The sequence below is a fragment of the Enterococcus hailinensis genome (genome assembly GCF_045862035.1).
Lineage (GTDB): Bacteria > Bacillota > Bacilli > Lactobacillales > Enterococcaceae > Enterococcus_A > Enterococcus_A hailinensis.
The window spans coordinates 232,318-257,321 of sequence record NZ_BAAFRV010000001.1; the positions used below are offsets into that span (position 1 = coordinate 232,318).

The following is a 25,004-nucleotide window of genomic DNA, read 5'->3' on the forward strand; positions in this document are numbered from 1 at the left end:
ATGGAAAAGAAAGTCCGTTTTTATCGATCAGTAAATTTTAAAGTCGCATTCTCATTTATTTTAATTTTACTGATTTCAATCGAACTTATCGGTGCGTACTTTATTCGTGGCCTTGAAAAATCAACGATCAATAGTTTTACAAAAGATATGAATCAACGGGTCGCTTTATTAAGCACGACGATTGCTTCGACGATGGCTGAAAATAGCGAAAATGAAGCCGATCAGTTGCAACGGATCTTAGAAAATAATACGGCATCGGACATCAAAGAAATGTGGGTCGTAGATGATAAGGGAATTGTTTTGGCGACTAATGATGTCGGTCAAAAGGATTCGATCGTCGGAAAGAAAAATGATTCCAGCGAGATCGATGATTTTTCATTGAAACAATATGTGACACTCGATGACAATAATCAACGGGTATATATTAATGTTCAACCTATTCAGTCCCCGACCGGCGATTCGGCTGTGATCGGGGCTCTTTATGTTAAGAGTGATATTGAGCAAAAATATACCGAAATAAGCAATACCGCTTTGATCTTCTTTACGGCCTCCGTTATTGCCGGGCTGATATCGATCATCGTGGCTTTATTGGTCGCTCGTTCGATCACTAAACCAATCAAAGAAATGCAAAAACAAGCTATGCGGATCGCCCAAGGGGATTATTCAGAAAAAGTTGAAATCCATGGGCACGATGAATTAAGTCAGCTAGCCGAGACCTTCAATAAATTATCTGACCGAGTAGAAGATGCACAAGACACGATGGAAGCAGAACGAAATCGATTAGACAGCGTTCTGACCCATATGACCGATGGCGTTATTGCCACCGATCGACGCGGAAAAGTCATCACGATCAACGAGATGGCGTTATCATTATTAGATATGGATAATGAAGAAGCAATCGGACAATCGATCTTGACGTTATTAGATTTAGAAGAAGAATATACTTTACGTAAATTATTAGAAGCACCGGGAGAAATTTTGATCGACCGTTCAAAAGAAGAAGAACAGATCACTTTACGTTCAGACTTTGCGATGATTCGTCGTGAATCTGGTTTTATCAGTGGGTTGGTCGTCGTGTTACATGATGTAACTGAACAAGAAAAAACCGATGAAGAACGCCGTCAATTTGTATCGAATGTCTCTCATGAATTGCGGACACCATTGACTAGTGTGCGTAGCTATCTAGAAGCGTTAGAAGAAGGTGCTTGGCAAGATGAGAATATCGCACCGAATTTTATTCAAGTAACTTTAGGCGAAACCGATCGAATGATCCGTATGATCAATGATCTATTGAATCTTTCGCGGATGGACTCCGGTGCACAGCAAATGGATCTTGAATTGGTCAATTTCAACGAATTGGTCGATTATATTTTAGATCGCTTCGATATGATGGTAACGGGGCAAGAAAAAAATTATCGGATCGTACGTGAATTTACTGAACGTGATCTGTGGGTAGAGATCGATACTGATAAAATCATGCAAGTGCTCGATAATATCATGAACAATGCGATCAAGTATTCACCAGATGGCGGAAAAATTACGGCTCAGTTGATGGAGACTCATAACAATGTCGTTTTAGGTATCTCGGATGAAGGTCTAGGAATTCCTAAAAAAGATCTGGATAAAGTCTTTGAACGTTTCTATCGAGTAGATAAGGCTCGGGCACGTCAACAAGGCGGTACCGGTCTGGGACTAGCCATTTCAAAAGAAGTTATGAAAGCTCACAATGGTCAAATTTGGGTGGAAAGTGTTGAAGGCAAGGGATCGACATTTTATATTTCTTTACCTTACGAGCCGTATGAGGAGGATATTTGGGAATGAGATTATCAGAAAAAATTATCCGAATCGCGCTTTTAGCTTTGATTTTGTTAAGTTTGGTATTGACGTATGCCATTTGGCTCAGCCCAACGGTTAAGACAACTGAAGTCAATACAACGAAACAAACCGTGAAAAATGCTCAAAATTATGCCAAAGCAACGGATGCCTTTTTGCCTTTACGAGGCATTTGGGATATCCATAGTGGAAAATATCAAACTAGCAGTGAAAATTTATTGGCTACTACCCAAGCTCGTTTGACCGAAAGCACCTATGGTCAATTGCAGCAAGTGGCTAGCGGTGAAACAGAAATCCAGAACTATTACAGCTTATCTGATGGGGTCGAGTTGAATTATGAAGGTGATTTTTCACTAGCAGAATACGTAAAAGTATTCGATATGCCAATTAGTTTGAAGGCACTGAAAAATTCAGATACGATCACATTTTCTAAAATCCAAGTCGATTTTGCTAGAAAAAAGATTCGCTTTTTGAACTACAAAGAAAACATCGTCTATGAAGCAACGGCTTCTGTAGATGTCTCAAATATCAAAGAGATTTATGAGAAGAATCAAGGACGCTACTTGAGTATGTCGAGTGACAATCCAACGTTTCCTCGATTGTTAGAAACGCAAGAACGGGTTCGGTTGAAAAAATATAGTTATATTTTAACGACGCAATCGTATTCTCTATTTAGAAATGCCTTTTTCCAAAATCCTGACCAAGCAAAAGGCGAAGAGGAGGCCAGCGGGACACGTTCATTTATCAGCGGACACGAAGAACTAATGATGGATGAGCAAAAACGTTTGGTTACCTTCAACGGTGAATTACCGGAAAGTTTGAAGAATGACAGTATTTATAGTCAAACGTTTCATTATATTAGTCGTTTAGGTACCGCCGTTGGAAATCTGCGTTATTTTGATCAGAAAGATAAAATGATCAATTACCGTATTTTTGTTGAAGGCTATCCGATATTCAGTACGTCTTCAAAAGGCAAGATGAGTATTTCGGTAGAGCCGCAACCTAATAATGCAGATGCCAAAGTCAGTATCCAGATCAGTATGGATACTGTCCAAGTGCCGATTCCTTCTGATGAAGAAGTCGAATTACCGAGCACTTTAGAAGTGGAAAATAATTTAGCAGCTGCGGGGATTGATTTGACTCGTATCAAAAGTTTTATCATTGGTTATACTTGGCAGGATGTCGATGGCGTCAACAAACTGGTTTCACTGATGCCAGAATGGTTTGTCAAATACGATGATAACTGGTATTCAGCTGATCAGCTGATGCAAGGAAATCTAGAGACGGGGGCAAACTAATTGGACTTTAGAAAAATTGAACAGATCTTTTTTCTCGTATTTATTGGATTGAATATTTTTCTTTTTAGTATCTATTGGAGCAATCAGCATGAACAGCGGCTGGTCACGACCTCGAATCAACGAGAAGATATCTTGCGGCGTTTAGAAAATGATAACATCAAGGTCGAAGGCAATATTTCAGATGAGCATCGTGAGGGCTATTATTTAAGTGCAGAACAAGACAATTTTGTTTCTTTGCTTAGCGAGTCTTCTGGACAAGCGGTCGCACGTACATCGAATGCGTTAGACAAAGTGTTGACGAGTTATCCTAGTGCTGGAACCAAGTTTGATTTAAAGAAATCAGCAAGCAGCTTCAAACGTTTGATGGCCGATAATGAGTTTATTTTAAAAGGTGATGAATACATGTATCTTTCATATCTTTCTAAAAAAGATGAAGATCTTGGAAAAATCATTGGCGCACAATCGTATGAAGGGATTCCTTTTATCGATGAAACGTCTCGTGTGACGATGGATATCGAAAAAGAGGATGGCGCTGAGCAAGTCATGAAATACACTCAGACACATCTCAAAGAAATCGAACCTTTACGAGAAAAGATGAGCCTATATTCAGAAAAAGAAATTTTGAACACATTGTATATCAATAATAATATTCCAGCCAAATCAACGATCACAAATGTTTATCTAGGGTACTTCCGGACGTTGGAAGTGCAAGAAAAAAATGTCTACGTACCGGTCTGGTTCGTCAATATCAGAACATCAGATAAAACGACACAAATTGAAAAAGTCAATGCATTGAACAACCAAGTGATTACGAACAATTTGGTTCCAAAGGTGGAAAATCCATAAAAAGGGTTGTATACTGGGAACAGTTTTGAAAGAGAGGACCAATTGCTCATGTTAGAAATGGATCACGCCTTCAAAGTCAGCATCTTAGCGAGCGGAAGTTCAGGGAATTCTTTGTACTTAGAAACGCCGCAAAAAAGAATTTTAGTCGATGCTGGATTGAGTGGAAAAAAAATTACTTCATTATTGGCAGAGGTCGATCGAAAACCTGAAGATCTTGATGCGATTTTAGTCACGCATGAACACCGCGATCATATCCATGGTGTAGGTGTTCTAGCAAGAAAATATAAATTACCAGTCTACGCCAACGAAAAAACGTGGGAAGCGATGGCTCCGTTGATCGGAAAAGTCGATCTGGAACAAAAACAAATTTTTGATATGGGAAAAGTCTTGACGTTTGGGGACTTAGATATCGAAAGTTTCGGCGTGTCGCATGATGCTGCGGCACCGCAGTTTTATCGTTTTTATAAAGACGGCCATTCATTTGTGATGCTGACGGATACGGGCTATGCGAGCGAACATGTGAGAGGAACGATCCGCGATGCAGATGCCTATCTAGTTGAAAGCAATCATGATTTAGAGATGCTGCGAATGGGTGCGTATCCGTGGAGTTTAAAACAACGGATCTTGGGCGATCGCGGCCATTTATCTAATGACGATGGTGCATTAGTAATGACAGATATCCTAGGTGATCGAACAAAACGGATCTATCTAGGCCATTTGAGCCGAGAAAACAATATGAAAGAATTGGCACATATGACGATGGAAGAAACATTGACACGTTATGATCTAGGTGTCAATCATCAGTTCCAGATTTTTGATACAGATCCCGACAGTGCGACGGATTTATTCGCAATCTAAAAAAACAGCGAGCCTATTTTTAGGTTCGCTGTTTTTTGTGATTAACTATAAACGCTGAATTGTTGTTTTAGATGACGCGGTTCGATGGCTTCGTCGATTACTGCAATCGCATAGTCAGCCATACTGATCTCGCTTTTACCAGCTTCATTTTTCTTTAAGTGATCATCGCTAGTAAAGTAATGGCCGGTCCGTTCGCCAGCAGGAATGAAATTTGCTGCTGGACTTAAATACGTCCAATTGACTTGTTCCTCTATTTTTAAGTTCAAAAAGGCTTGATACATATTATAGGCAGTTGGATAATAATCCGCTTTTGGATCAGAAACATCGATCATTCGTTCATTATCATTGATAAATAAAGAAGAAGTACCGCCGACTACGATCAATCGAGTAGTACTATTACGTAAAATATCGGCTAAATGTTTAAGCGATGTCTGGTGCATTTCTTCTTGTCCGATCGGTGGTCGAAAGGCATCGACAATGACATCAAAAAATGCGACATCTTTTGGTGTAAGTTCGAATAAATCTTTAACTAAGATGGGGACTTTTACTTGGAGCTTTTCTGGATGCCGGACAATGGCGGTGACGGATAGGTCACGAGCTAATGCTTCTTTTAAAATCAATGAGCCAGCATTTCCGGTTGCACCGATAATTCCTATTTTCATAAACTAAAACCTCCCTAGACATTATGATACTTTCAGTCTAGGGAGGTTTTACGTAAAAGGCAAAAGATTAGGTTTGTGATTATTTTGATTGTAAAGCTAGTTGTGTGATCACCACTAATAAATTCATAACAACATGGGTGATCATCGATGTCCAGATGCGACCACTATAACGATACATTCCGCAGAACAAGAAACCTAGACCTGCATATAAAAGATAATGGCCATCATTGTGAGCAAAAGCAAATAGTAAAGAACTGATCAGTGCAGGAATGAAAAAGCCGAATTTTATTTCTAGCGCTCCAAAAATCGCGCGACGGAAAACAAATTCTTCCATAATTGGACCAGCAATCGTAGTGGCCAAAATAAAGACCATGTTGTTCATGATCAATTGAACGATATTCTCAGTATTTTGAGAAGCTGCCGTTTGGCCTAAAAGGTGTTGTTCGATTTGTAGGATCGCTACTTGTAACAAAAGTGAGACTGGGATACCGATCAATCCGATCAGTCCAGCTAAGATCCATGGTTTTTGTTTGTTTTCAATTTTGAAAGGCTGTGACTTGTAACGATAAACTATCATTAATACAGCCCCTAAAAAATAAGCCAAGGTAGTCAGCTGAATAATTTGAGATTGACCGGCATTAAAAAAGCGCTGAAAAAGCAATGGCGAAAATAAGACAAATCCGTAAGTAGCAATGGTAATAAAACTATATTTTTTTGCGTCCATCTTTCTTCCTTTCTAAACCGTGTTGTTTTCAAGTATACCATAAGTTGGATAAAAGCTTTGCAGCAGAAAAATCGAAAAAGATAAACCAAGGACTTGCAAAAAGAAGTAAAAATGAGTATGATAATAATTGTGAGTTAGCACTTAGAAGTAAAGAGTGCTAACGTTTGAAAATCATTACTAGTTGGAGGGATTTATCGTGTTAAAACCATTAGGTGATCGTGTCATTCTTGAAGTTGCTCAAGAAGAAGAAAAAACAGTTGGAGGCCTAGTATTGGCATCTGCTGCCAAAGAAAAACCACAAACAGCAAAAGTTGTGGCTGTGGGTGAAGGCAATGTACTGGAAAACGGTGAAAAAAGTCCAATGCCGGTAGCAGTAGGCGATATGGTAATGTTTGAAAAATATTCTGGTACTGAAGTGAAATATGAAGGCAACGAATACTTGATCATCGCTGCAAAAGATATCATGGCAATCGTTGAATAAAAAATTAATGAGGTGAAGAAATCATGGCAAAAGATATTAAATTTTCTGAAGATGCACGTGCAGCAATGCTACGCGGTGTAGACAAATTAGCAGACACAGTAAAAGTAACATTAGGACCTAAAGGACGTAATGTTGTTTTAGAAAAATCTTATGGTTCACCATTGATTACAAATGACGGTGTAACTATCGCAAAAGATATTGAATTAGAAGATCATTTTGAAAATATGGGTGCAAAACTTGTTTCTGAAGTTGCTTCAAAAACAAATGATATCGCGGGTGACGGTACGACGACAGCGACTGTTTTAACTCAAGCTATCGTTCGCGAAGGTTTGAAAAACGTCACTGCCGGTGCAAACCCAATGGGCATTCGTCGTGGGATCGAATTGGCAACAAAAGCTGCTGTAGAAGAATTACACAGTATCTCTAAAGTAGTTGATTCAAAAGATGCTATCGCACAAGTAGCTGCTGTATCTTCTGGCAGCGAAGAAGTTGGTAAATTGATCGCTGAAGCAATGGAAAAAGTCGGTAACGACGGTGTTATCACGATCGAAGAATCAAAAGGGATCGATACAGAATTAGATGTAGTTGAAGGAATGCAATTTGATCGTGGTTACTTGTCTCAATACATGGTAACAGACAACGATAAAATGGAAGCCGCTCTAGAAAATCCATATATCTTAATCACTGACAAAAAAATCTCTAACATCCAAGATATCTTGCCGTTGTTAGAACAAGTCTTACAACAATCTCGTTCATTATTGATCATTGCTGATGATGTAGACGGTGAAGCTCTACCAACATTAGTCTTGAATAAAATTCGTGGAACGTTCAATGTTGTAGCTGTTAAAGCTCCAGGATTTGGTGACCGTCGTAAAGCAATGCTTGAAGATATCGCTGTTTTAACTGGTGCAACTGTGATCACTGAAGATCTAGGTTTAGAATTAAAAGATGCAACGATCGAAAACTTAGGTACTGCTGGTAAAGTAGTCGTTGATAAAGACAATACAACAATCGTTGAAGGTGCTGGCGACAAAGCGGCCTTAGCTGACCGGGTAGAAATGATCAAACGTCAAATCGGCGAAACAACTTCTGATTTTGACCGTGAAAAATTACAAGAACGTTTAGCAAAACTTGCTGGCGGAGTGGCGGTCGTTAAAGTCGGTGCAGCAACTGAAACAGAATTAAAAGAATTGAAATTACGAATCGAAGACGCATTGAATTCAACGCGTGCAGCAGTTGAAGAAGGAATCGTATCTGGTGGGGGAACTGCTTTAGTCAACGTCATCAAGAAAGTTTCTGAATTAGCAGCTGAAGGCGATGTTGCGACTGGGATCAAGATCGTGGTTCGTGCGTTAGAAGAACCTGTTCGTCAAATCGCAGAAAATGCTGGCTTTGAAGGATCAGTTGTGATTGATAAATTAAAAAATGCTGAACACGGAACTGGTTTCAATGCCGCTTCTGGTGAATATGTGAATATGATCGATGCCGGAATCGTCGACCCAACTAAAGTAACTCGTTCAGCTTTGCAAAATGCAGCATCTGTTTCTGCATTATTATTAACGACTGAAGCTGTTGTTGCGGACAAACCTGTCGAAGGTGGCGCAGCTGCTCCAGCAATGGATCCATCAATGATGGGCGGTATGATGTAAAAACAATTTAAAAATCATCGGAAAAACTTTCCGATGATTTTTTTTCACTAAAAAAGGCATTTAAAGCATTTTAATAGTCATTTTTTTCAAAAAAATTTCGATTATGAAGAAAAATCACAGCATAATTATGGTAAAATAATTAGTGAGAGTTAGTTATTTTTTAACTAAACAATTGTGAGCGTAGAGGAGCTGATTGGATGAAATTAATCGAAACACCATTAAATAGCAACCTAAATATCGAAACACTTTACCCAAATTTGACGAAGTATGCCTTTGATAATCGTCAAGCAGTAAAATATTTTAAATTGTATGCGTATGATCGGACGAAGATCATCTATGCAGATCGTTTTGATACGATCGAATTATTGCTACTAAATCGTCAACGTAAAATCAACCATAAAGAAGTCGATACGATCATCCATCGTTTATTGAAAGTGGATCGTAAAGATGTATCGATCAATGTAGGATATAAAAAACAAATCGATGAAGCAGGAATCAGACCCAAAAATTCCTATAAAGATATCATTTCTATCAAGTACACTGTGCCTAAAGATTGATTCATAGAGGTCGAGACAAAAGTGGAAAAAACTTTTGTCTTGCTCTCTTTTTTTTGTTTCAAATTTAAAATGAAATTTATTCATAGCTAAGGGAGCTAATACTACTCGTGCTAAGCTCTTATGATATAATAAGACAAATTAGTTTAATTCACTAAAAACAAATGAGGAGCATGGACTATGAAAAAGTTGTACGAAGATGACAGTTTGACCCTTCATACGGACCTGTATCAGATCAATATGATGAAAACTTATTGGGAGACGGGTCGAGCAGATCTTCATGCGGTATTTGAATGCTATTTTCGTAATATGCCATTCGACAATGGATATGTAATTTTTGCCGGATTGGAACGGCTTGTAAAATATTTAGAAAATCTGACTTTCAGTGAGAGCGATCTTGCTTATTTATCAGAGGTCGAACATTATCCAGCTGATTTTATCGACTATTTACGCGAGTTTAAATTTTCTTGTACTGTCCGTTCAGTGATCGAAGGAGAGCTGGTATTCAGCAATGAGCCTTTGATCCAAGTGGAAGGACCGCTATTACATTGTCAATTAGTCGAAACAGCACTTTTGAATATCGTTAATTTCCAAACTTTGATTGCTACAAAAGCAGCACGGATCAAATCAGTGATCGGCGAGGATCCATTATTAGAATTTGGGACACGTCGAGCGCAAGAAATGGATGCGGCACTATGGGGTACGCGAGCAGCTTATATTGGCGGTGCGGATGCAACGAGTAATGTTCGTGCAGGGAAAATTTTTGGAATTCCTGACAGCGGAACACATGCGCATTCCTTGATCCAATCATACGGAAATGACTACGACGGGTTTAAAGCTTATGCTCAAACACATCGCGATTGTGTCTTTTTAGTTGATACTTACGATACGATCAGATCGGGTGTGCCGAATGCTATCAAAGTCGCGCGGGAAATGAGTGATAAAATCAATTTCTTAGGCGTCCGAATCGATAGCGGAGATATGGCTTATATTTCCAAACGAGTACGTCAACAATTAGACGAAGCAGGTTTTCCAGATGCAAAAATCTATGCTTCCAACGATTTAGATGAGAGCACGATTTTAAACTTGAAGATGCAGCATGCAAAAATCGATGTTTGGGGTGTCGGAACAAAATTGATCACGGCTTATGACCAACCAGCGTTAGGAGCAGTCTTCAAATTGGTTTCAATTGAAAATGAGAACGGTGAAATGATCGATACGATTAAACTTTCAAGTAATGCTGAAAAAGTGACGACACCGGGTAAAAAACAAGTATGGCGTATCACACGTAAATCAGATGGGAAATCTGAAGGAGATTACGTGACTTTGTGGAATGAAGATCCTCGAAAAGAAGATGAGATCTTCATGTTCCATCCAGTCTATCCATATATCAATAAGACGGTGAAAAATTTTGAAGCCCGTCCGATTCTGCAAGAGATTTTTGTTGATGGAAAATTGATTTATGAACTTCCTGATTTGGAAGAAGTCAAACAAACAGCCAAAAATAGTTTGGACTCTTTATGGGAAGAATACAAACGGGATTTGAACCCGCAAAAATATCCAGTAGATTTGTCTACGGAATGTTGGAACCACAAAAATAGAATTATGGAAAAAGTACGTAATTCAGTGGTAAAAATAGACCAAGAAGATTAGGGAGTGGATGTCTGATGACATTGCAAGCAGAAATTATCAAAGAATTAGGAACAAAACCAGAAATCGATCCAAAAGCAGAAATCCGCAAAAGTGTCGACTTTCTTAAAGACTATCTAAAAAAATATCCGTTTTTAAAAACCTTGGTCTTAGGGATCAGCGGCGGGCAAGATTCTTCATTAGCAGGGCGTTTAGCTCAGTTAGCAATGACTGAGATGCGTGATGAAACTGGTGATGACAGCTATCGTTTTATTGCTGTTCGCTTGCCTTACGGTACGCAAGCAGATGAAGCAGATGCCAAACGAGCATTGGATTTTATTCAACCAGACGTTAGTTTGAGTGTCAATATCAAACCAGCGGTTGATGCACAAGTAGCAGCGTTGGAAGAAGCCGGCGTGACGATCACTGATTTCAATAAAGGTAATATCAAAGCGCGGCAACGGATGATCACCCAATATGGAATCGCTGGCGGCAATTCTGGCGCAGTCATCGGAACGGATCATGCAGCCGAAAATATTACAGGTTTCTTCACTAAATTCGGTGACGGCGGTGCAGATATTTTACCATTGTTCCGTTTGAATAAACGACAAGGTAAAATGTTATTGAAAGAATTAGGCGCTGAAGAAGCTATTTACTTAAAAGTGCCGACTGCCGATCTTGAAGACGGTAAACCATTGGTTGCGGATGAAGTCGCATTAGGCGTCACATATGATGATATCGATGATTATCTAGAAGGTAAAACAATTGATTCAAACGCCCAAGCAACGATCGAAAACTGGTGGAACAAAACACAGCATAAACGTCATTTACCGATCACGATCTTTGATGATTTTTGGAAATAAGCAGATGCCAAACGGCTCAGCAGCTGATCTAGCTGCTGAGCTTTTTTGTTATCTTTACTTTTTTTCGGATTATCGCTAAAATATTTAGTAATTCATGGAATAGGAGCGACGTATGCAAAAAATAAAACGGCTCCCTTGGAGCAAGATTCTGATCGTTCTAGGCGTGGCAACTCTAATCATAGTTTCGAATCTTTTTTTTCAATTGACCCAAAATAATTTTTCATTTGAATTAGCCTTTAAGTTTGCTTTTTCTTGGCATACCGAGAAATTTTTCTTAGGGTGTTTTGTATTACTTCTTTTTTATGGGTGGCTTACTAGCCTTTTAGGTTCGTTAAAAATAGGAAGCATTTTTTATTCGCTAGTGATCATTGGTATCGGTAGTGCGAATTTTATGAAAATGAAGTATCGGATGGAGCCGATTTATCCTAGTGATCTGAAGATGGTGACAGAATTTAACATGATCAAAGACATTATTGGCTTGCCACTGTTTATCCTATTTCTTCTATTATTAGTAGTCGGAATATTTTTGATCATTTTTAGTTTGAAGCAAAGCTTAAAATTGACCAAGCGGCAACAATGGATTCGTTTTGGATTATTGTTGGTGACGAGCGGTTTGCTGTTTTATGTTGGCGGATTTAATCAACCAAATAATCTTTTGCGTAAAGCCTATAATAAAACCGCTTTGTGGATTCCCTATAGTCAAAAAATGAATTATTACAATACGGGATTTATGGGTGGCTTTTTATATAATCTTTCAGTCGATGCAATGGATAAGCCGGATAACTATTCCGAAGCGACGATCAAAAAAATCACCGAAAAGTATCAAGTGAAAAAGCAGGCGACATCTGAGGAAAAACCAAATATCGTCTATGTTATGAGTGAAAGTTTTTCTGATACAAGCCGTTTGAAAGGGTTGGATATTATCGGCGGAGATCCGTTAAAAGATTATCGAACTGTAGCTGATAACACCTATAGTGGTCAGATGTTGTCACAAAACTATGGCGGCGGTACGGCGAATATTGAATTTGAAGCATTGACCGGTTTTTCAATGGAATTATTCAACAGTCAAATGACCACACCTTACACGATGTTAGTACCAGGATTCAAGACTTTTCCTTCACTCGTTTCAACATTAAAAAATCGCGGCTATCAGACAACGGCGATCCATCCATATAATACATCGATGTATAAACGCAAAGATGTCTATCAAACGTTTGGTTTTGATCAATTTTTAAATGAAGATACGATGACCCACACGGATAAAATCGAGAACAATCCTTATATCTCTGATGCGTCCGCCTATCAAGAAGTGATGGATCAGCTGGAGAAAAATCAACAACCACAATTTTTACATTTAGTGACGATGCAGACACATATGCCGTATGAAAATAAATATGACGAGGTACCTTATCTGGTGAAAGGCGACGATACGTCTTCGGTTCGAAGTTATCTTCAAGATGTGGCTTACAGCAGTGAAGCATTGAAAGACTTTTTAGCTGATATCGATAAACTACCTGAACGGACGTTAGTTGTTTTCTGGGGCGATCATTTGCCAGGAATTTATTCTAATACGACACAAGAAGCAAATGAGGGACATCAACTACACGAAACAGAATTCTTGTTTTATGATAATCAACATCAATTGACGAATGAAAAGACGGTTACCAGTCCATTTTATTTTGCAGCGGATCTTTTCCAGCAAACCGGTATTCAACAAACCGGTTTTCAGAAGTTATTATTAGCCCTTCAAGAAGAGCTTCCGGCTTTTGAAAAGGGAATGTATTATCAAGATGGTCAGTGGTTTAAGGAAGCGCGCCTCAATCAATCCCAAGAAGAACTTTATCAAGAATATCAATTGATCCAATATGATATTACCACTGGTGAACAATACAGCTTAAAAGAGAAATTTTTTGACTAAAAAGACGTGTGGGAGGCTTTATGGAATTTAAAAAGAAAGACAATCAGACTTATTTTAATCCTGTTCGCCGAGCGATTTTGAATCATCACATGATCCAAGCCGGCGATCGGGTCGCCATTGGGATGAGTGGCGGGAAAGATAGTACGACTCTATTGGTAATATTAGATCAATTGCGCAGACAAAAACGGCTGGGTTTTGATTTTGAAATCGTTCCGATCTGTTTGGATATGGGATTTGAAGACTGCGATATTACACCGATGAAACAATTGGTGGAGGAATTAGGCTATACGCTAGAAATCGTTCCCACTAAGATTGCAAAAATCGTATTTGATATTCGGGAGGAACGATCTCCCTGTTCGCTATGTGCTAAGTTGCGACGGGGAATTTTGTATACACGAGCGCAGGAATTAGGCTGTCAGAAAGTTGCTTTAGGCCATCATGTTGATGATGCAATCGAAACTTATTTTATGAACTTTTTGTTTCACGGCCGGTTAAACAGTTTTGAGCCAACTAGCTATTTATCGAAGACAAACGTGACTTTAATTCGTCCGATGATCTATTTAGAGGAAAAACAAATCATTCAATTTGTGAAACGCTCTGAGTTACCAGTTGTTTTCAATCCTTGTCCTGTGGATAAAAAGACTAAACGGGAAGAGATAAAAAAGTTAGTCACGACTCTTTCTATCGAACATCCAGATATTCGGAAACGATTCATCGTCGGGATGGAGCAAGGAACGGCAGCAGATTTTTGGCCAAAAGTCGATTAAGAAAGCCTTTACAAAAGTTTTTTCCATAACTATTGTTTGTCTTTTTATGATTTCTCATGCTATAATTCAGCTAGTATTCATAGGGGAGTAACTGGCAGCATAAGCTGTGGCAACGCCACCAACAAGAAAAGAAATTTCTGGTGTTGTCTTAAATAGTGAGACTTATGTATGTGTTTTTTCGCATACACGAGTCTATTTTTTTTACTCCCAACAGCACTTATTTTAAGGAGGATAAAAATGTCAGAAGAGAAAAAGCAACAACTAATAAAGCCTTTTTATGCTGAAGAGACAGAACAGGTTTTAGCAGAAGTGCAAACGACTGAGGATGGGTTAACAAAGTCGGAAGCACAAACACGTTTAGCAGCTTATGGCCCGAATGAATTAGAAGAGGGCGAAAAGAAGAGTATGATAGTGCGCTTCTTTGAACAATTCAAAGATTTGATGATCATTGTTTTGCTAGCAGCAGCAGTGATCTCGGCAGTCGTCTCTCATGAAGTTGTTGATTCGATCATTATTCTAGCTGTTGTGATCATCAATGCAGTAATGGGTGTGGTGCAAGAATCAAAAGCGGAACAAGCTATCGAGGCATTGCGGGAAATGTCGACACCTAATGCTAATGTGTTACGCGACGGTCACATCAGCTCAATCAAATCAACTGAACTAGTACCTGGAGATATTGTCATGTTAGAAGCAGGCGATGTGGTACCAGCTGATCTACGTTTGATTGAAATCGCCTCACTAAAAATCGAGGAAGCTGCTTTGACGGGAGAATCTGTTCCCGTCGAAAAAGAAATGGTTGTGATCGAGGGAACGGATGTTGGTATCGGTGATCGTGTGAATATGGCTTATTCAAATAGTAATGTCACATATGGTCGCGGAAAAGGGATCGTCGTTAATACTGGTATGAATACTGAAGTCGGTAAAATCGCTGGAATGTTAGCCCAAGCCGATGAAACAGAAACACCATTGAAAACCAATTTGAATCAATTAGGAAAATTTTTAACGTTAGCAATCATTGTGATTGCCGTTGTAATGTTCGTAGTTGGAATTGTCTTCAATGGTACTTCTTGGGTCGATATGTTATTGACTTCAATCTCGTTAGCTGTTGCAGCGATACCAGAAGGCTTGCCGGCAATCGTTACGATTATCTTGGCTTTAGGCACACAAGTGATGGCTAAGCGAAATTCAGTGATCCGTAAATTACCGGCAGTCGAAACATTAGGTTCAACTGATATTATTGCCTCTGATAAAACGGGGACATTGACATTGAATCAAATGACAGTTGAAAAATTATATGTCGATAATCAACAATTTGCTGCCAATGGGGAATTGCCTGTAGACAGCATGGCGATGAAAGTCATGAATTATGCTAATGATACAAAAATTTCTCAAGAAGGCGATTTGATTGGTGATCCAACAGAAACAGCCCTAGTCCAATTTGGGTTAGACAATCAGTTTGATGTGAGAGAAAAAGTAGCAAAAGAACCTCGAGTCGCAGAATTACCTTTTGATTCTGACCGTAAATTGATGAGTACATTACATGAAGAACAAGATGGAAAAATTTTAGTTGCAGTTAAAGGTGCGCCAGATGTTTTATTGAATCGTGCAACGCACATTTTATTGAATGGCCAAGTCGTTCCTATGACTGAAAAAGAAAAACAAGATATTTTAACTAATAATAAAGATATGGCGCAACAAGCATTACGTGTTTTAGGGATGGCTTATAAGTATGTGGATCACATACCTGCTGAGTTAGAATCAGAAGTCATCGAAACGGATCTGATTTTTGCTGGTTTAGTTGGTATGATCGATCCAGAACGTGTCGAAGCAGCAGAAGCAGTTCGGATTGCTAAAGAAGCGGGTGTTCGTCCGATCATGATCACTGGAGATCACAAGGACACTGCCGAAGCAATCGCAGCTCGTTTAGGTATCATCGCTAAAGGCGACGATGATGCTGTACTGACAGGGGCACAATTAAATGAAATGACTGATGAAGAGTTTGCTCAAAAAGTGGAACACTATTCAGTTTATGCACGTGTTTCGCCAGAACATAAAGTCCGTATCGTTAAAGCTTGGCAAAAAGAAGGCAAAGTGGTGGCGATGACTGGTGACGGTGTCAATGATGCACCGGCCTTGAAGCAAGCCGATATCGGGATCGGAATGGGGATCACTGGTACAGAAGTTTCAAAAGGCGCATCAGATATGGTCTTAGCGGATGATAACTTCGCAACAATCGTCGTGGCTGTTGAAGAAGGCCGAAAAGTGTTCTCAAATATCCAAAAATCTGTTCAATATCTATTGGCTGCTAATTTAGGCGAAGTATTGACATTGTTTATCGCGACCCTTCTTGGTTGGGATACTTTATTACCGATCCATCTGTTATGGATCAACTTAGTAACAGATACATTCCCAGCAATTGCCCTTGGAATGGAGCCGGCAGAAAAAGATCTGATGAGCCACAAACCTCGTGGTCGTAGTTCGAACTTATTCTCAGGCGGTGTCTTCTCAAGTATCATCTATCAAGGGATCTTAGAAGCGGCAACAGTCTTGTTCGTATATTGGTCAGCGATTCAATGGCCAGTCCATACCGTTTATGCAGAAATTCATTCGGATGCTTTGACAATGGCTTTTGCAACTTTAGGCTTGATGCAATTGTTCCATGCTTTCAATGTGAAATCAATTCATCAATCACTGTTTACTGTAGGAGCATTTAGAAACAAAGCTTTCAACTGGGCGATTCTTTTATCCTTTGCTTTGATGATGGTCATCATCATCGTTCCGGGATTGAATGATATTTTCCGAGTTGCTCACTTAGATTTATATCAATGGGGCATCGTGATTGGTTCATCCTTTGCGATCATTCCAATTGTTGAAATCGTAAAATTCTTCCAACGTGCAAGTATGAAGAATAAGAATTAATTAGAAAAGCGTCATTATCTTGAAGTAAGATAATGACGCTTTTCATTTTTAAAAACAATTAAATTTAGTGTTCATTTTTACTACAACTTTGCTTAATCAGTAAAAATGGGTAAAATGAAAGTATCTAAAATAGAAAGTAGGAATAAATGAATGCGACCTAATACAGGATTTTATGCAAGAGAAATCAACGAAATCGTTCAAGCAACAGAGCAAATGGGCGAACGTTTACACCCAAGTTACGAAGAAATTCGGACAGCGTTAGATGAAAAAACAATGGCTGATTTTGATCCAAGTCATTTATCAGAAATCCATGAACTATTCAAAGAAGGAACACAATTCTATAAATTGAATCTAGAAAAAATTAGTTTGCTTAAACCACCAGCAAAAGTAATGGGAAACCATAAAAGTTTCCAAAAGGCATATGTTGACTATGTAGCTGGTTGCCAAGAAATGACCGATAGTCTATTGCCGCAAGTTAATGAAGAAGCGTTCGATGCTGCTGAAAAAAAACAAGATGCTGCAACAGATACAATTTATAAAACGATCCAAAAAATTACTAATTTGTTATTGAAATAGTGAACAATACAAATTCTAAAAGAACAAAGGTTTTCTAATTTTATTATAACGTTATTTTAAGTACAGTGGATAGAGAATCAGGTATGATTAATTCATAACCAATAACAACCTTTTCTTTTTCATTGCATTTAGGTAATACTCCTTTGCACCGATTTGCCGATCGGTGCTCTTTTTTAAGTCATGGATTCATACAATAAAAAAACTCTTTAAGCAATTTGCTTAAAGAGTTTTTTTATTAATTTTCTATGTTTCGTACATAGTTTTCGAAATAATCATTCAAATCATTCTTGATTTTTTGATATTCTGCTTCTGTGTATTCTTTTTCTTCTAAACGTCCTTTGAAGTTCGGCAATCCCAACTCTGTTTTTAGACGTTCGATCACAGCTTCTTTATCCATTTAACAAATCGCTTCCTTTTATTCGAAATAAACACAAACGGTTTCTGGGGCATAAATATCTTTTTGGATCATTTGTAAGAGACCCGTTGTTTGATCTCTGCGATAAAGTGTTAGATTATCGGTATTTTGGTTTGCACAGACGATGTAAGCATCATCAGGACTCAAAGCAAAATCGCGCGGGAAATCACCTTCACTCGAAATAATTTGAATCAATTCAAGTTTTGATCCATTTTCTGTGATCGCAAAGACTGCGATTGAGTTATGACCGCGATTTGAAGCGTATAAGAAATGACCATCTTTAGAAATGCGAATCGCGGCACCGCCGTTTTCACCATCAAAATCTGCCGGTAATGTAGAAAGTTTTTGCTTTTGCGTAAAGCTGCCATCTGCAGCATCGTAGGCAAGTACAGTGACACTGCTGTCTAACTCGCCGAATAAATACGCCGTTGTTTCATTTGGATGAAAGACCAGGTGGCGTGGACCAGTTCCTGCTTCAGCTACATAAACGGCGGTTTCTTCAACTGCGCCATCGGTACTGACATCATAAGTATAAAGACGATCAGTTCCTAGATCACAGACGGCTAAACGTTGGTCTGGTGTTAGATCAGTATAATGTGTATGGGCATGATCTTGGTTTTTATGAGGGCCAGTCGGTTCTTTATGCTCTACAGCAGATTTTGCTTCAAGCGAACCATCTGTTTGAATTTTATAAGTGTTTAAAGCACCTTTATGGTAGTTAGCTGCATAAACAAGTTGACGCTCATCGTCGACTGCCACGTAACAAGGAGGTGCACCTGCTTCTGTTACCGCATTCAAAAAGTTGTTTTCATTATCATAGCTAGAAACGCCTCCTTGATCATTGCGGCTGGTCACAGCGTATAAACGATTCAATTTACTTTTTGCTAAGTAGGTAGGGCTTGTTTCTGCCAGTACTAATGATAAATTTTCCAACGTTTCATTCGTCGTATCTAACTCGATTTGATAGATCCCTTGACTGATGCGTCGGGTATAGGTACCTAAAAGTATTTTGTGGATCATGGAAAAACCTCCTTCATTGTATCTATATTCTAGCAATTTTATTGGCTCTTGGATAGCGCTAACTTTATGATATAATTGAAAAATAAACAGGAAAAGAGCGTGAATTATGACAGTGACTGAAATTACTCAAATTGGCAAAGATGCAATCAACGATGAAAATCTTTTAGTGCTTTTTGGCGAAGCAATTCCGTCGGATCTATTAGATGTATCGATCGTTCAAAAAAAGAGCGGAGATGAACCAATCACGCTTAAAGAAGGAAGTCAGCTATTTTTTGGCAATCAAGTTTATCAAGTGCAGGGTATTGGGCACTTAGCCAATCAAAATTTAAATGAAATCGGACATGCTACTGTATTTTTCCAAAAAGAAGTCGGTATGATCCCAAATGGTATCTATGTAACACCAGAAAAATTACCTGAACTAGAAGTAGGGATGAAAATTACTTATAAATAGGACGTGAGTGTTTGGATAAAAAGAAATTTACGCAAAAAACGTCTTGGTTTTGGAAATGGTTTTTGAATAGTCAAGTGGTTGTTGCTTTGATCATCGTATTATTGTTATTGCTGATCACTTTGGTCTTCACAAAAGTTTCCTATATATTTGAACCTGTTGGTCAGTTTTTTGCTATCGTTGGATTGCCGGTCGTCATTGCTGGGATTTTGTATTATTTGATGAATCCAGTCGTTAATTTTTTGGAGCGAAAAGGAATGAATCGAACGATTGGGATCATTTTGCTATTCATCGTCGTTGTAGCCTTGATTATTTGGGGTATCGTGGTGATCATTCCGCAGATTCGTCAGCAAGTAGCGACGATGATTCAAAGTTTGCCGGCGTATTTCGATACAGTCAGTGATAAAGTCAGTGAAATTTTCAAAGATCCATCGTTTAAACCGGTGCAGCAGCATTTGGACAATAGCTTACAAAAGTTATTAGAGTCATTGACTGAGACCGCACAAAATATTTCACGAGTGACGATTCAAGGATTAGGAAATGTGGTATCAACTTTGGCTACAGTATTGATCGCTTTGATCACAGCACCGATTATCTTGTTTTTCTTACTAAAAGATGGCGATAAGTTAGCGCCTTATATTTTACAATTTTTACCAACAAAGACTCGTAAGCCGACGCTGCGGGTGATGACAGAGATGAATTCACAGTTAGCTTCTTATATTAGAGGCCAGTTGACGGTCGCTTTCGCGGTCGCGATAATGTTTATCATCGGTTTTTCAATCGTCGGGATGAACTATGCGATCACTTTGGGAATCTTAGCTGGTGTGTTGAATTTAGTTCCGTATTTGGGTTCCTTCTTAGCGATGGTACCAGTGATTTTTATCGCTGCAGTGACTGGACCGATCATGTTAGTCAAGGTGATTATTGTCTTTGCGATTGAGCAAACGATCGAAGGACGGATCGTTTCACCATTAGTTTTAGGTAATCAGCTGGAGATTCATCCAGTTACGATCATGTTTGTCTTATTGACTGCTGGAAAAATCTTTGGGATCGTCGGTGTGATTTTAGGGATTCCATTCTATGCGGTAGCTAAAGTGATTATCATCCACGTTTTCGAATGGTATAAAGGTGTTTCTAATCTCTATGAAGACGAAGAAAAAAGACCGGTCGACGAATAGTCGCTCGGTCTTTTTTTAATTAAAATTGTGCCGCTAATTTTTTTGCTTTTTCTTTGGCTGCATCAATGATTTCAGATGCTTTACTTGGATCATAATCAGCGCCTTCAATGTAAACTGCATCAAAATCAGTAATACCGATAAAGTTCATGATGCCTTTAACATATTGTGAAGCGAAATCTTGACCATTGTAAGTACCGCCGCTAGATTGGATGTGGATTGCTTTTTTATCTGTGATCAATCCAACGGGCCCTTCAGCTGTGTAACGGAAAGTTTTACCGGCAACATTGATTGTATCGAACCATGCTTTTAATTTTGTTGGAATATTCAAGTTCCATAAAGCATTCGCGATAACGATTTTTTCAGCTGCTAGAAATTGATCCGTAAATTCATTGAATAAACGAACTTTTTCTTGTTGTGAATTACTTAATTCCGTAAATTCTGTTCCTTTTTGCAATGATTTCCAAGCGGATAATAATTCTCCGTCAATCTCAGGGATATCGGTATAATACAAATCCAACATCGTGATAACATCTTCCGGATGAGTTGCTTCGTGTTCATTTAAAAAAGCTTCTAAAACAGTTACTGTTTGTGAATCTTCTGCAGCGAGTGGGTGTGCGTTTACTACTAAGACATTTGCCACTGTTAGTCCTCCTTATTTTTTCATACTATCGAATCGTACATAAAATAGTTGCAACAAACAATTTATTTGCTCATAAGAGCTAAAGAAATTTAGCTTGCAAGGTATTGTTGATAGGCTGAAGTACCGCCTGTGACACGAATGACATCAAAACCTTCATTTCTTAAATGTTGTGCCATCGTTTTCGCTCGTTGGCCAAATTGCGTGAATAGATAATAGGTTTTATCTTTATCTAACTTGTGCAAACAGTTCGGCAGTTGAGTCAAAGACAGGTGCAAAACATTCGCATGTTCGATCGTGTCGCTAGTGTCAAAAACTTCAGCATCTCTTAAATCCAATACGTTCACATTTTCTTTGGCAGCAAGGGCAACAAATTCTTTTGCAGTTAACGAGTTATTCATCTTTCTTATGACCTCTTCTTTATTAAGATTGACTCCAATTTAATCTATTTGTTTTGGAATTACAACCACTCTTGAGAATTTTTTAATCAATTCATTGAAAATTACTAAAATGTTTTCAAAAAAGAAAAAGATTGATCAGAAATGTCATAGGTAACCTCTTCTTTATTCGCTATAATGAATCGAAATGATAAAAAATCCACACCTAAAACGGCTAAAGAGTACCGTTATTTGTCAGAAAATTCACATTTTTTCGTTCAATCAAAGGATATTGCTTGCGTGAAAGGGTCGCCATCGTTAGAATGAAGAAGAAGAAGGGAAGAGGACAATGGGAAATTTTCATTTAGGGAAACTTGATTTAAAAACGATCGCCATTCGAGTACGTGATCGAGACGGAATGATCCATTTTTATAGGGATATCATCGGATTGCATTTATTGCGCGAAGAAAATGAACTAGCGATTCTAGGGTATAAAGATCCAGCCAGTGAACTATTATGGTTGGAAGAGAGTCCTCGGGCAGATGAACACCGAGGTGAAATCAAAAAAATGCAGCGTTTTTCATTAGTTGTTCCAAATGAGAAGGAATTAGCGAATGTTTATTATCGGGCAGAAAAAGAAAACTATCCTGTAAAGTCTGCGCTCTCAGCAGAAGAAGAAAAAGGACTGCTTTTTGAAGATCCGGAAGGAAACGAGATCGAGATTTTCTATGGACCAAGTAAAAAACGTTCAACATCGACACCTTTTGATTTGGATGCCAAAAAACTTAGTGAATTGGCGACTGAAGAAGAAAAAATCCATGGTGCATTTTTTGATAAGATCCATTTGAATGTTAGTGATCTGAAGAAACAAGAAGCATTTTTAGCAGATATCTTAGGTCTACAAGTCCATAACGAAAATGACGAAGAATTATTACTGAATCGTGGCGAGTTCAATGTTGGTTTGACTACTGCAACGGGTGGCACGATCGATTTGCCAACCGATAAGGTTTTAGGATTAGACTTTTTACAATTCAGCGTATCCAAAGAAAACTTATTGGAGTTATCGGAACATCTGCAAGCAGAAAAGAGTGAGTTTTTCTGTGATAAAAAACAAAGTTTGATCACGATCTACGATGCTGCCGGGATCGAATGGTGGTTTGTCGTAAAATAAATGAAAAGAGGCTGAGATGAAAGTTGAAATGACTTTTGTTTCAGCTTTTTTTGTGTCGTTGATCGAATAGAAAAGGCGTGAAGAGGCAGTCGAATCTATGCTATACTTTTTGATGAAAATCAATCCATGATTGAGAGAAAGGGTGAGCGGATGTATCCTGAAACCGTCCAATTGATCCAAACAAAAATGCAAGCAGGTGTCTTTCCCGGAGTCGTTTTCCAATTGATCGAAGGGCCCCAAGAGCAGACCTATACATTTGGTCAAGCACAAATAGATCCGTTTACGGTATCAATGCAAGAAAACTATTTATTCGATGTCGCTTCATTGACAAAAGTCGTTTGTACGACGAGCGTTTTATTGAAATTGTCTGAAGCGGGAAAATTAGATTGGGATCAATCTTTACATGAGTTGTTGCCAGAGTTTGAAAATGAGACGATCACGCTACGGCATTTATTGACTCATACGTCTGATATCCAAACGTATATCCCGAATCGTGATCAATTAGATGCGCAAGCTTTGCGAGCAGCTTATCTGAAATTACAACCGGGTGATGACTTGGGGAAAGTTGTTAAATATACGGATGCAGGCACGATCTTATTAGCTTTTTTACTTGAAAAAATCTATCAAAAACCAGCAGTAGAAATTTTTCAAACCGAGATCTTAATACCGCTCGGCATGATGGATAGTCAATTTTTACCGCAACCACCCTATGATCAGATTGTTCCGACTGAAATGCAGGCAGATGGAACGATCTTAAAGGGGATCACTCATGATCCGAAAGCTCGTGTTTTAGCAAGCCATGCCGGCAATGCTGGACTGTTTACGAATTTGAATGATTTGAGTAAATTTGTAAAAATGTATTTGAATCTTGGAAGCGTTAGCGATATGATTTACTTGCATGACAAGACGATCAAAGAATTGCTCCATGATCAAACGCCGACTAAAAAAGGAAAGCGGTCTATCGGCTGGGATTTAAAGCATAGTCCGTTAGATCAAAGTCCGCTCCTTTTTCATACTGGCTACACTGGAACCTTTCTTTTATTGGATGTCGAAAAAAAATCGGCCTTCATTTTTCTGTCGAATCGTGTCCATCCAAATGATCATCGAGCAAGCTATGTAAAACAGCGCGATGAGATTTTAGCATGTTATTTGAATGAGCGAACAAAAATCTATCAAAAATAAAGGAGCAATACTTTTATGGAACCACTATTTCTAAAACCAGTTTTTCAAGAAAAAATTTGGGGAGGCAACCAATTACATACGGTTTTTGGTTTTGATATCCCTAACGATAAAATCGGAGAAGATTGGGCGATCAGCGGTCATCCCCACGGTGTCAGTACCGTTGAAAACGGACCATACAAAGGTTGGAAAGTCAGCGACCTTTGGAGTGAACACCGTGAATTGTTTGGTGATGCTCAGGGAGATGCTTTCCCATTGCTAACAAAAATTTTGGATGCAGAAGATGATTTGTCAGTTCAAGTCCATCCAGATGACAGTTATGGGTTAAAACACGAAGGCGAATTAGGAAAAACAGAATGCTGGTATATCATCAATGCAAAACCAGGTTCAGAAATCGTCTACGGTCACAATGCTAATTCACGTGAAGAGTTAGCTGAAATGATCAAAGATGAACGTTGGGATGATTTATTACGTCGTGTGCCAGTAAAAAAAGGTGACTTCTTCTATGTGCCAAGTGGTACGATTCATGCGATCGGAAAAGGAATCATGATTTTAGAAACTCAACAAAGTTCGGATACGACTTACCGCGTGTATGATTATGATCGTAAAGATGATCAAGGCAATACCCGTGAATTGCATATCCAACAATCAATCGATGTGACGACTGTTCCAGCTATCAGTCCAGCACTTGAAATGACTGAAACGAAAAAAGGTTCGTCATCAGTGATCACGTACTTAAAAACGGATTTCTTCAATGTGTATGAATGGGACGTTGTTGGTGAATTGTCATTGAAAAAAGATGGGGATTACACCTTAGTAACGGTTGTAGAAGGTTATGGTCATTTGATCGTTGATGGTCAAAGTTATGAAATGAAACCTGGGACAAGTTGTATCTTGCCAGCTCAAATCAATGAATGGAAAGTTGAAGGCGAAATGAAAATCATTGCCTCAACACCAGGAACAAAATAAAGTGAAAGAAAAAGCGCTCAGTCTGTTGTCAGG

At 38.7% G+C, this 25,004-nt stretch carries 24 protein-coding genes; 18 read left to right on the plus strand and 6 right to left on the minus strand.

The genetic code is table 11. The features are described from left to right. The 4 genes from walK to ACKTSC_RS01085 are packed head-to-tail and all read left to right on the plus strand — an operon-like array spanning position 1 to position 4,835. Positions 1 to 1,821: a cell wall metabolism sensor histidine kinase WalK gene (gene walK, locus ACKTSC_RS01070; RefSeq protein ID WP_407854846.1), complete on the plus strand. Its 1,821-nt coding sequence runs from the start codon at positions 1 to 3 to the stop codon at positions 1,819 to 1,821. Continuing rightward, entirely contained in the window at positions 1,818 to 3,131 is a 1,314-nt protein-coding gene (locus ACKTSC_RS01075; RefSeq protein ID WP_407856602.1) for a YycH family regulatory protein, read from the plus strand. Before walK ends, ACKTSC_RS01075 begins: the two co-directional genes overlap by 4 nt. Continuing rightward, positions 3,132 to 3,977, plus strand: coding sequence for a two-component system regulatory protein YycI (locus ACKTSC_RS01080; RefSeq protein WP_407856603.1), 846 nt, complete (start codon positions 3,132 to 3,134; stop codon positions 3,975 to 3,977). A gap of 48 nt (positions 3,978 to 4,025) precedes the next feature. Next, on the plus strand, positions 4,026 to 4,835 hold the full coding sequence (locus ACKTSC_RS01085; protein ID WP_332580743.1) for an MBL fold metallo-hydrolase: 810 nt from the start codon (positions 4,026 to 4,028) through the stop codon (positions 4,833 to 4,835). Positions 4,836 to 4,876: 41 nt separating this feature from the next. Here ACKTSC_RS01085 and ACKTSC_RS01090 read toward each other — a convergent pair whose 3' ends face one another. Both ACKTSC_RS01090 and ACKTSC_RS01095 read right to left on the minus strand, forming a co-directional pair. Beyond that, the gene (locus tag ACKTSC_RS01090) at positions 4,877 to 5,497 is read right to left on the minus strand and encodes an NAD(P)-dependent oxidoreductase (protein WP_332580744.1); all 621 of its coding nucleotides are present in this window, start codon (positions 5,495 to 5,497) and stop codon (positions 4,877 to 4,879) included. Positions 5,498 to 5,576: 79 nt separating this feature from the next. Next, positions 5,577 to 6,221, minus strand: a complete 645-nt coding sequence (locus tag ACKTSC_RS01095; protein WP_407856604.1) for a CPBP family intramembrane glutamic endopeptidase — start codon at positions 6,219 to 6,221, stop codon at positions 5,577 to 5,579. A gap of 196 nt (positions 6,222 to 6,417) precedes the next feature. Between ACKTSC_RS01095 and groES the strand changes: the two genes are divergently transcribed. The 9 genes from groES (at position 6,418) to ACKTSC_RS01140 (ending at position 17,577) form a co-directional block, all read left to right on the plus strand. Continuing rightward, positions 6,418 to 6,702 (plus strand): co-chaperone GroES, encoded by a 285-nt coding sequence (gene groES / locus ACKTSC_RS01100; protein ID WP_407856605.1) that lies wholly within the window; start codon positions 6,418 to 6,420, stop codon positions 6,700 to 6,702. Positions 6,703 to 6,725: 23 nt separating this feature from the next. Next, complete coding sequence (groL, locus tag ACKTSC_RS01105; protein ID WP_332580746.1) at positions 6,726 to 8,351, plus strand: chaperonin GroEL; 1,626 nt, start codon at positions 6,726 to 6,728, stop codon at positions 8,349 to 8,351. Positions 8,352 to 8,548: 197 nt separating this feature from the next. Beyond that, positions 8,549 to 8,908, plus strand: coding sequence for a DUF1827 family protein (locus ACKTSC_RS01110; protein ID WP_332580747.1), 360 nt, complete (start codon positions 8,549 to 8,551; stop codon positions 8,906 to 8,908). A 177-nt stretch (positions 8,909 to 9,085) separates the two neighbouring features. Next, positions 9,086 to 10,558, plus strand: a complete 1,473-nt coding sequence (locus tag ACKTSC_RS01115) for a nicotinate phosphoribosyltransferase (RefSeq protein ID WP_407856606.1) — start codon at positions 9,086 to 9,088, stop codon at positions 10,556 to 10,558. Positions 10,559 to 10,572: 14 nt separating this feature from the next. Continuing rightward, positions 10,573 to 11,397 (plus strand): ammonia-dependent NAD(+) synthetase, encoded by an 825-nt coding sequence (gene nadE / locus ACKTSC_RS01120; protein WP_407854840.1) that lies wholly within the window; start codon positions 10,573 to 10,575, stop codon positions 11,395 to 11,397. A 112-nt stretch (positions 11,398 to 11,509) separates the two neighbouring features. Then, complete coding sequence (locus ACKTSC_RS01125) at positions 11,510 to 13,315, plus strand: LTA synthase family protein (protein WP_407856607.1); 1,806 nt, start codon at positions 11,510 to 11,512, stop codon at positions 13,313 to 13,315. A gap of 20 nt (positions 13,316 to 13,335) precedes the next feature. Continuing rightward, a complete protein-coding gene (locus ACKTSC_RS01130) occupies positions 13,336 to 14,082 on the plus strand; it encodes a tRNA 2-thiocytidine biosynthesis TtcA family protein (protein WP_407856608.1) in 747 nt (248 codons plus the stop codon). Positions 14,083 to 14,319: 237 nt separating this feature from the next. Next, positions 14,320 to 17,001, plus strand: a complete 2,682-nt coding sequence (locus tag ACKTSC_RS01135) for a calcium-translocating P-type ATPase, SERCA-type (RefSeq protein WP_407854837.1) — start codon at positions 14,320 to 14,322, stop codon at positions 16,999 to 17,001. A 150-nt stretch (positions 17,002 to 17,151) separates the two neighbouring features. Next, positions 17,152 to 17,577, plus strand: coding sequence for a hypothetical protein (locus ACKTSC_RS01140; protein ID WP_332580753.1), 426 nt, complete (start codon positions 17,152 to 17,154; stop codon positions 17,575 to 17,577). A gap of 235 nt (positions 17,578 to 17,812) precedes the next feature. On the opposite strand, the gene ACKTSC_RS01145 is transcribed toward ACKTSC_RS01140, so the two are convergent. Together ACKTSC_RS01145 and ACKTSC_RS01150 are read right to left on the minus strand one after the other, a co-directional pair. Beyond that, positions 17,813 to 17,974 (minus strand): hypothetical protein, encoded by a 162-nt coding sequence (locus tag ACKTSC_RS01145; protein ID WP_332580754.1) that lies wholly within the window; start codon positions 17,972 to 17,974, stop codon positions 17,813 to 17,815. Positions 17,975 to 17,992: 18 nt separating this feature from the next. Further along, positions 17,993 to 19,012: a lactonase family protein gene (locus ACKTSC_RS01150; protein WP_407856609.1), complete on the minus strand. Its 1,020-nt coding sequence runs from the start codon at positions 19,010 to 19,012 to the stop codon at positions 17,993 to 17,995. 106 nt (positions 19,013 to 19,118) lie between these two features. On the opposite strand from ACKTSC_RS01150, the gene ACKTSC_RS01155 reads away from it, so the two are divergent. Together ACKTSC_RS01155 and ACKTSC_RS01160 are read left to right on the plus strand one after the other, a co-directional pair. Beyond that, the gene (locus ACKTSC_RS01155) at positions 19,119 to 19,463 is read left to right on the plus strand and encodes a PTS glucitol/sorbitol transporter subunit IIA (RefSeq protein WP_332580756.1); all 345 of its coding nucleotides are present in this window, start codon (positions 19,119 to 19,121) and stop codon (positions 19,461 to 19,463) included. 11 nt (positions 19,464 to 19,474) lie between these two features. Then, positions 19,475 to 20,638, plus strand: a complete 1,164-nt coding sequence (locus ACKTSC_RS01160; RefSeq protein ID WP_407854835.1) for an AI-2E family transporter — start codon at positions 19,475 to 19,477, stop codon at positions 20,636 to 20,638. A gap of 19 nt (positions 20,639 to 20,657) precedes the next feature. Here ACKTSC_RS01160 and ACKTSC_RS01165 read toward each other — a convergent pair whose 3' ends face one another. After that, on the minus strand, positions 20,658 to 21,278 hold the full coding sequence (locus tag ACKTSC_RS01165) for an NAD(P)H-dependent oxidoreductase (RefSeq protein WP_332580758.1): 621 nt from the start codon (positions 21,276 to 21,278) through the stop codon (positions 20,658 to 20,660). Positions 21,279 to 21,367: 89 nt separating this feature from the next. After that, entirely contained in the window at positions 21,368 to 21,676 is a 309-nt protein-coding gene (locus ACKTSC_RS01170) for a rhodanese-like domain-containing protein (RefSeq protein WP_407854834.1), read from the minus strand. Positions 21,677 to 22,001: 325 nt separating this feature from the next. Here ACKTSC_RS01170 and ACKTSC_RS01175 point away from each other — a divergent pair, with 325 nt between their 5' ends. The 3 genes from ACKTSC_RS01175 to manA all read left to right on the plus strand — a co-directional run bounded on the left by ACKTSC_RS01175 (position 22,002) and on the right by manA (position 24,971). After that, positions 22,002 to 22,823: a VOC family protein gene (locus ACKTSC_RS01175; RefSeq protein ID WP_332580760.1), complete on the plus strand. Its 822-nt coding sequence runs from the start codon at positions 22,002 to 22,004 to the stop codon at positions 22,821 to 22,823. Between the two features lie 150 nt (positions 22,824 to 22,973). Then, a complete protein-coding gene (locus ACKTSC_RS01180) occupies positions 22,974 to 24,005 on the plus strand; it encodes a serine hydrolase domain-containing protein (RefSeq protein ID WP_407856683.1) in 1,032 nt (343 codons plus the stop codon). 15 nt (positions 24,006 to 24,020) lie between these two features. After that, positions 24,021 to 24,971 (plus strand): mannose-6-phosphate isomerase, class I, encoded by a 951-nt coding sequence (gene manA, locus ACKTSC_RS01185; RefSeq protein ID WP_332580761.1) that lies wholly within the window; start codon positions 24,021 to 24,023, stop codon positions 24,969 to 24,971. Positions 24,972 to 25,004 lie beyond the last annotated feature (33 nt).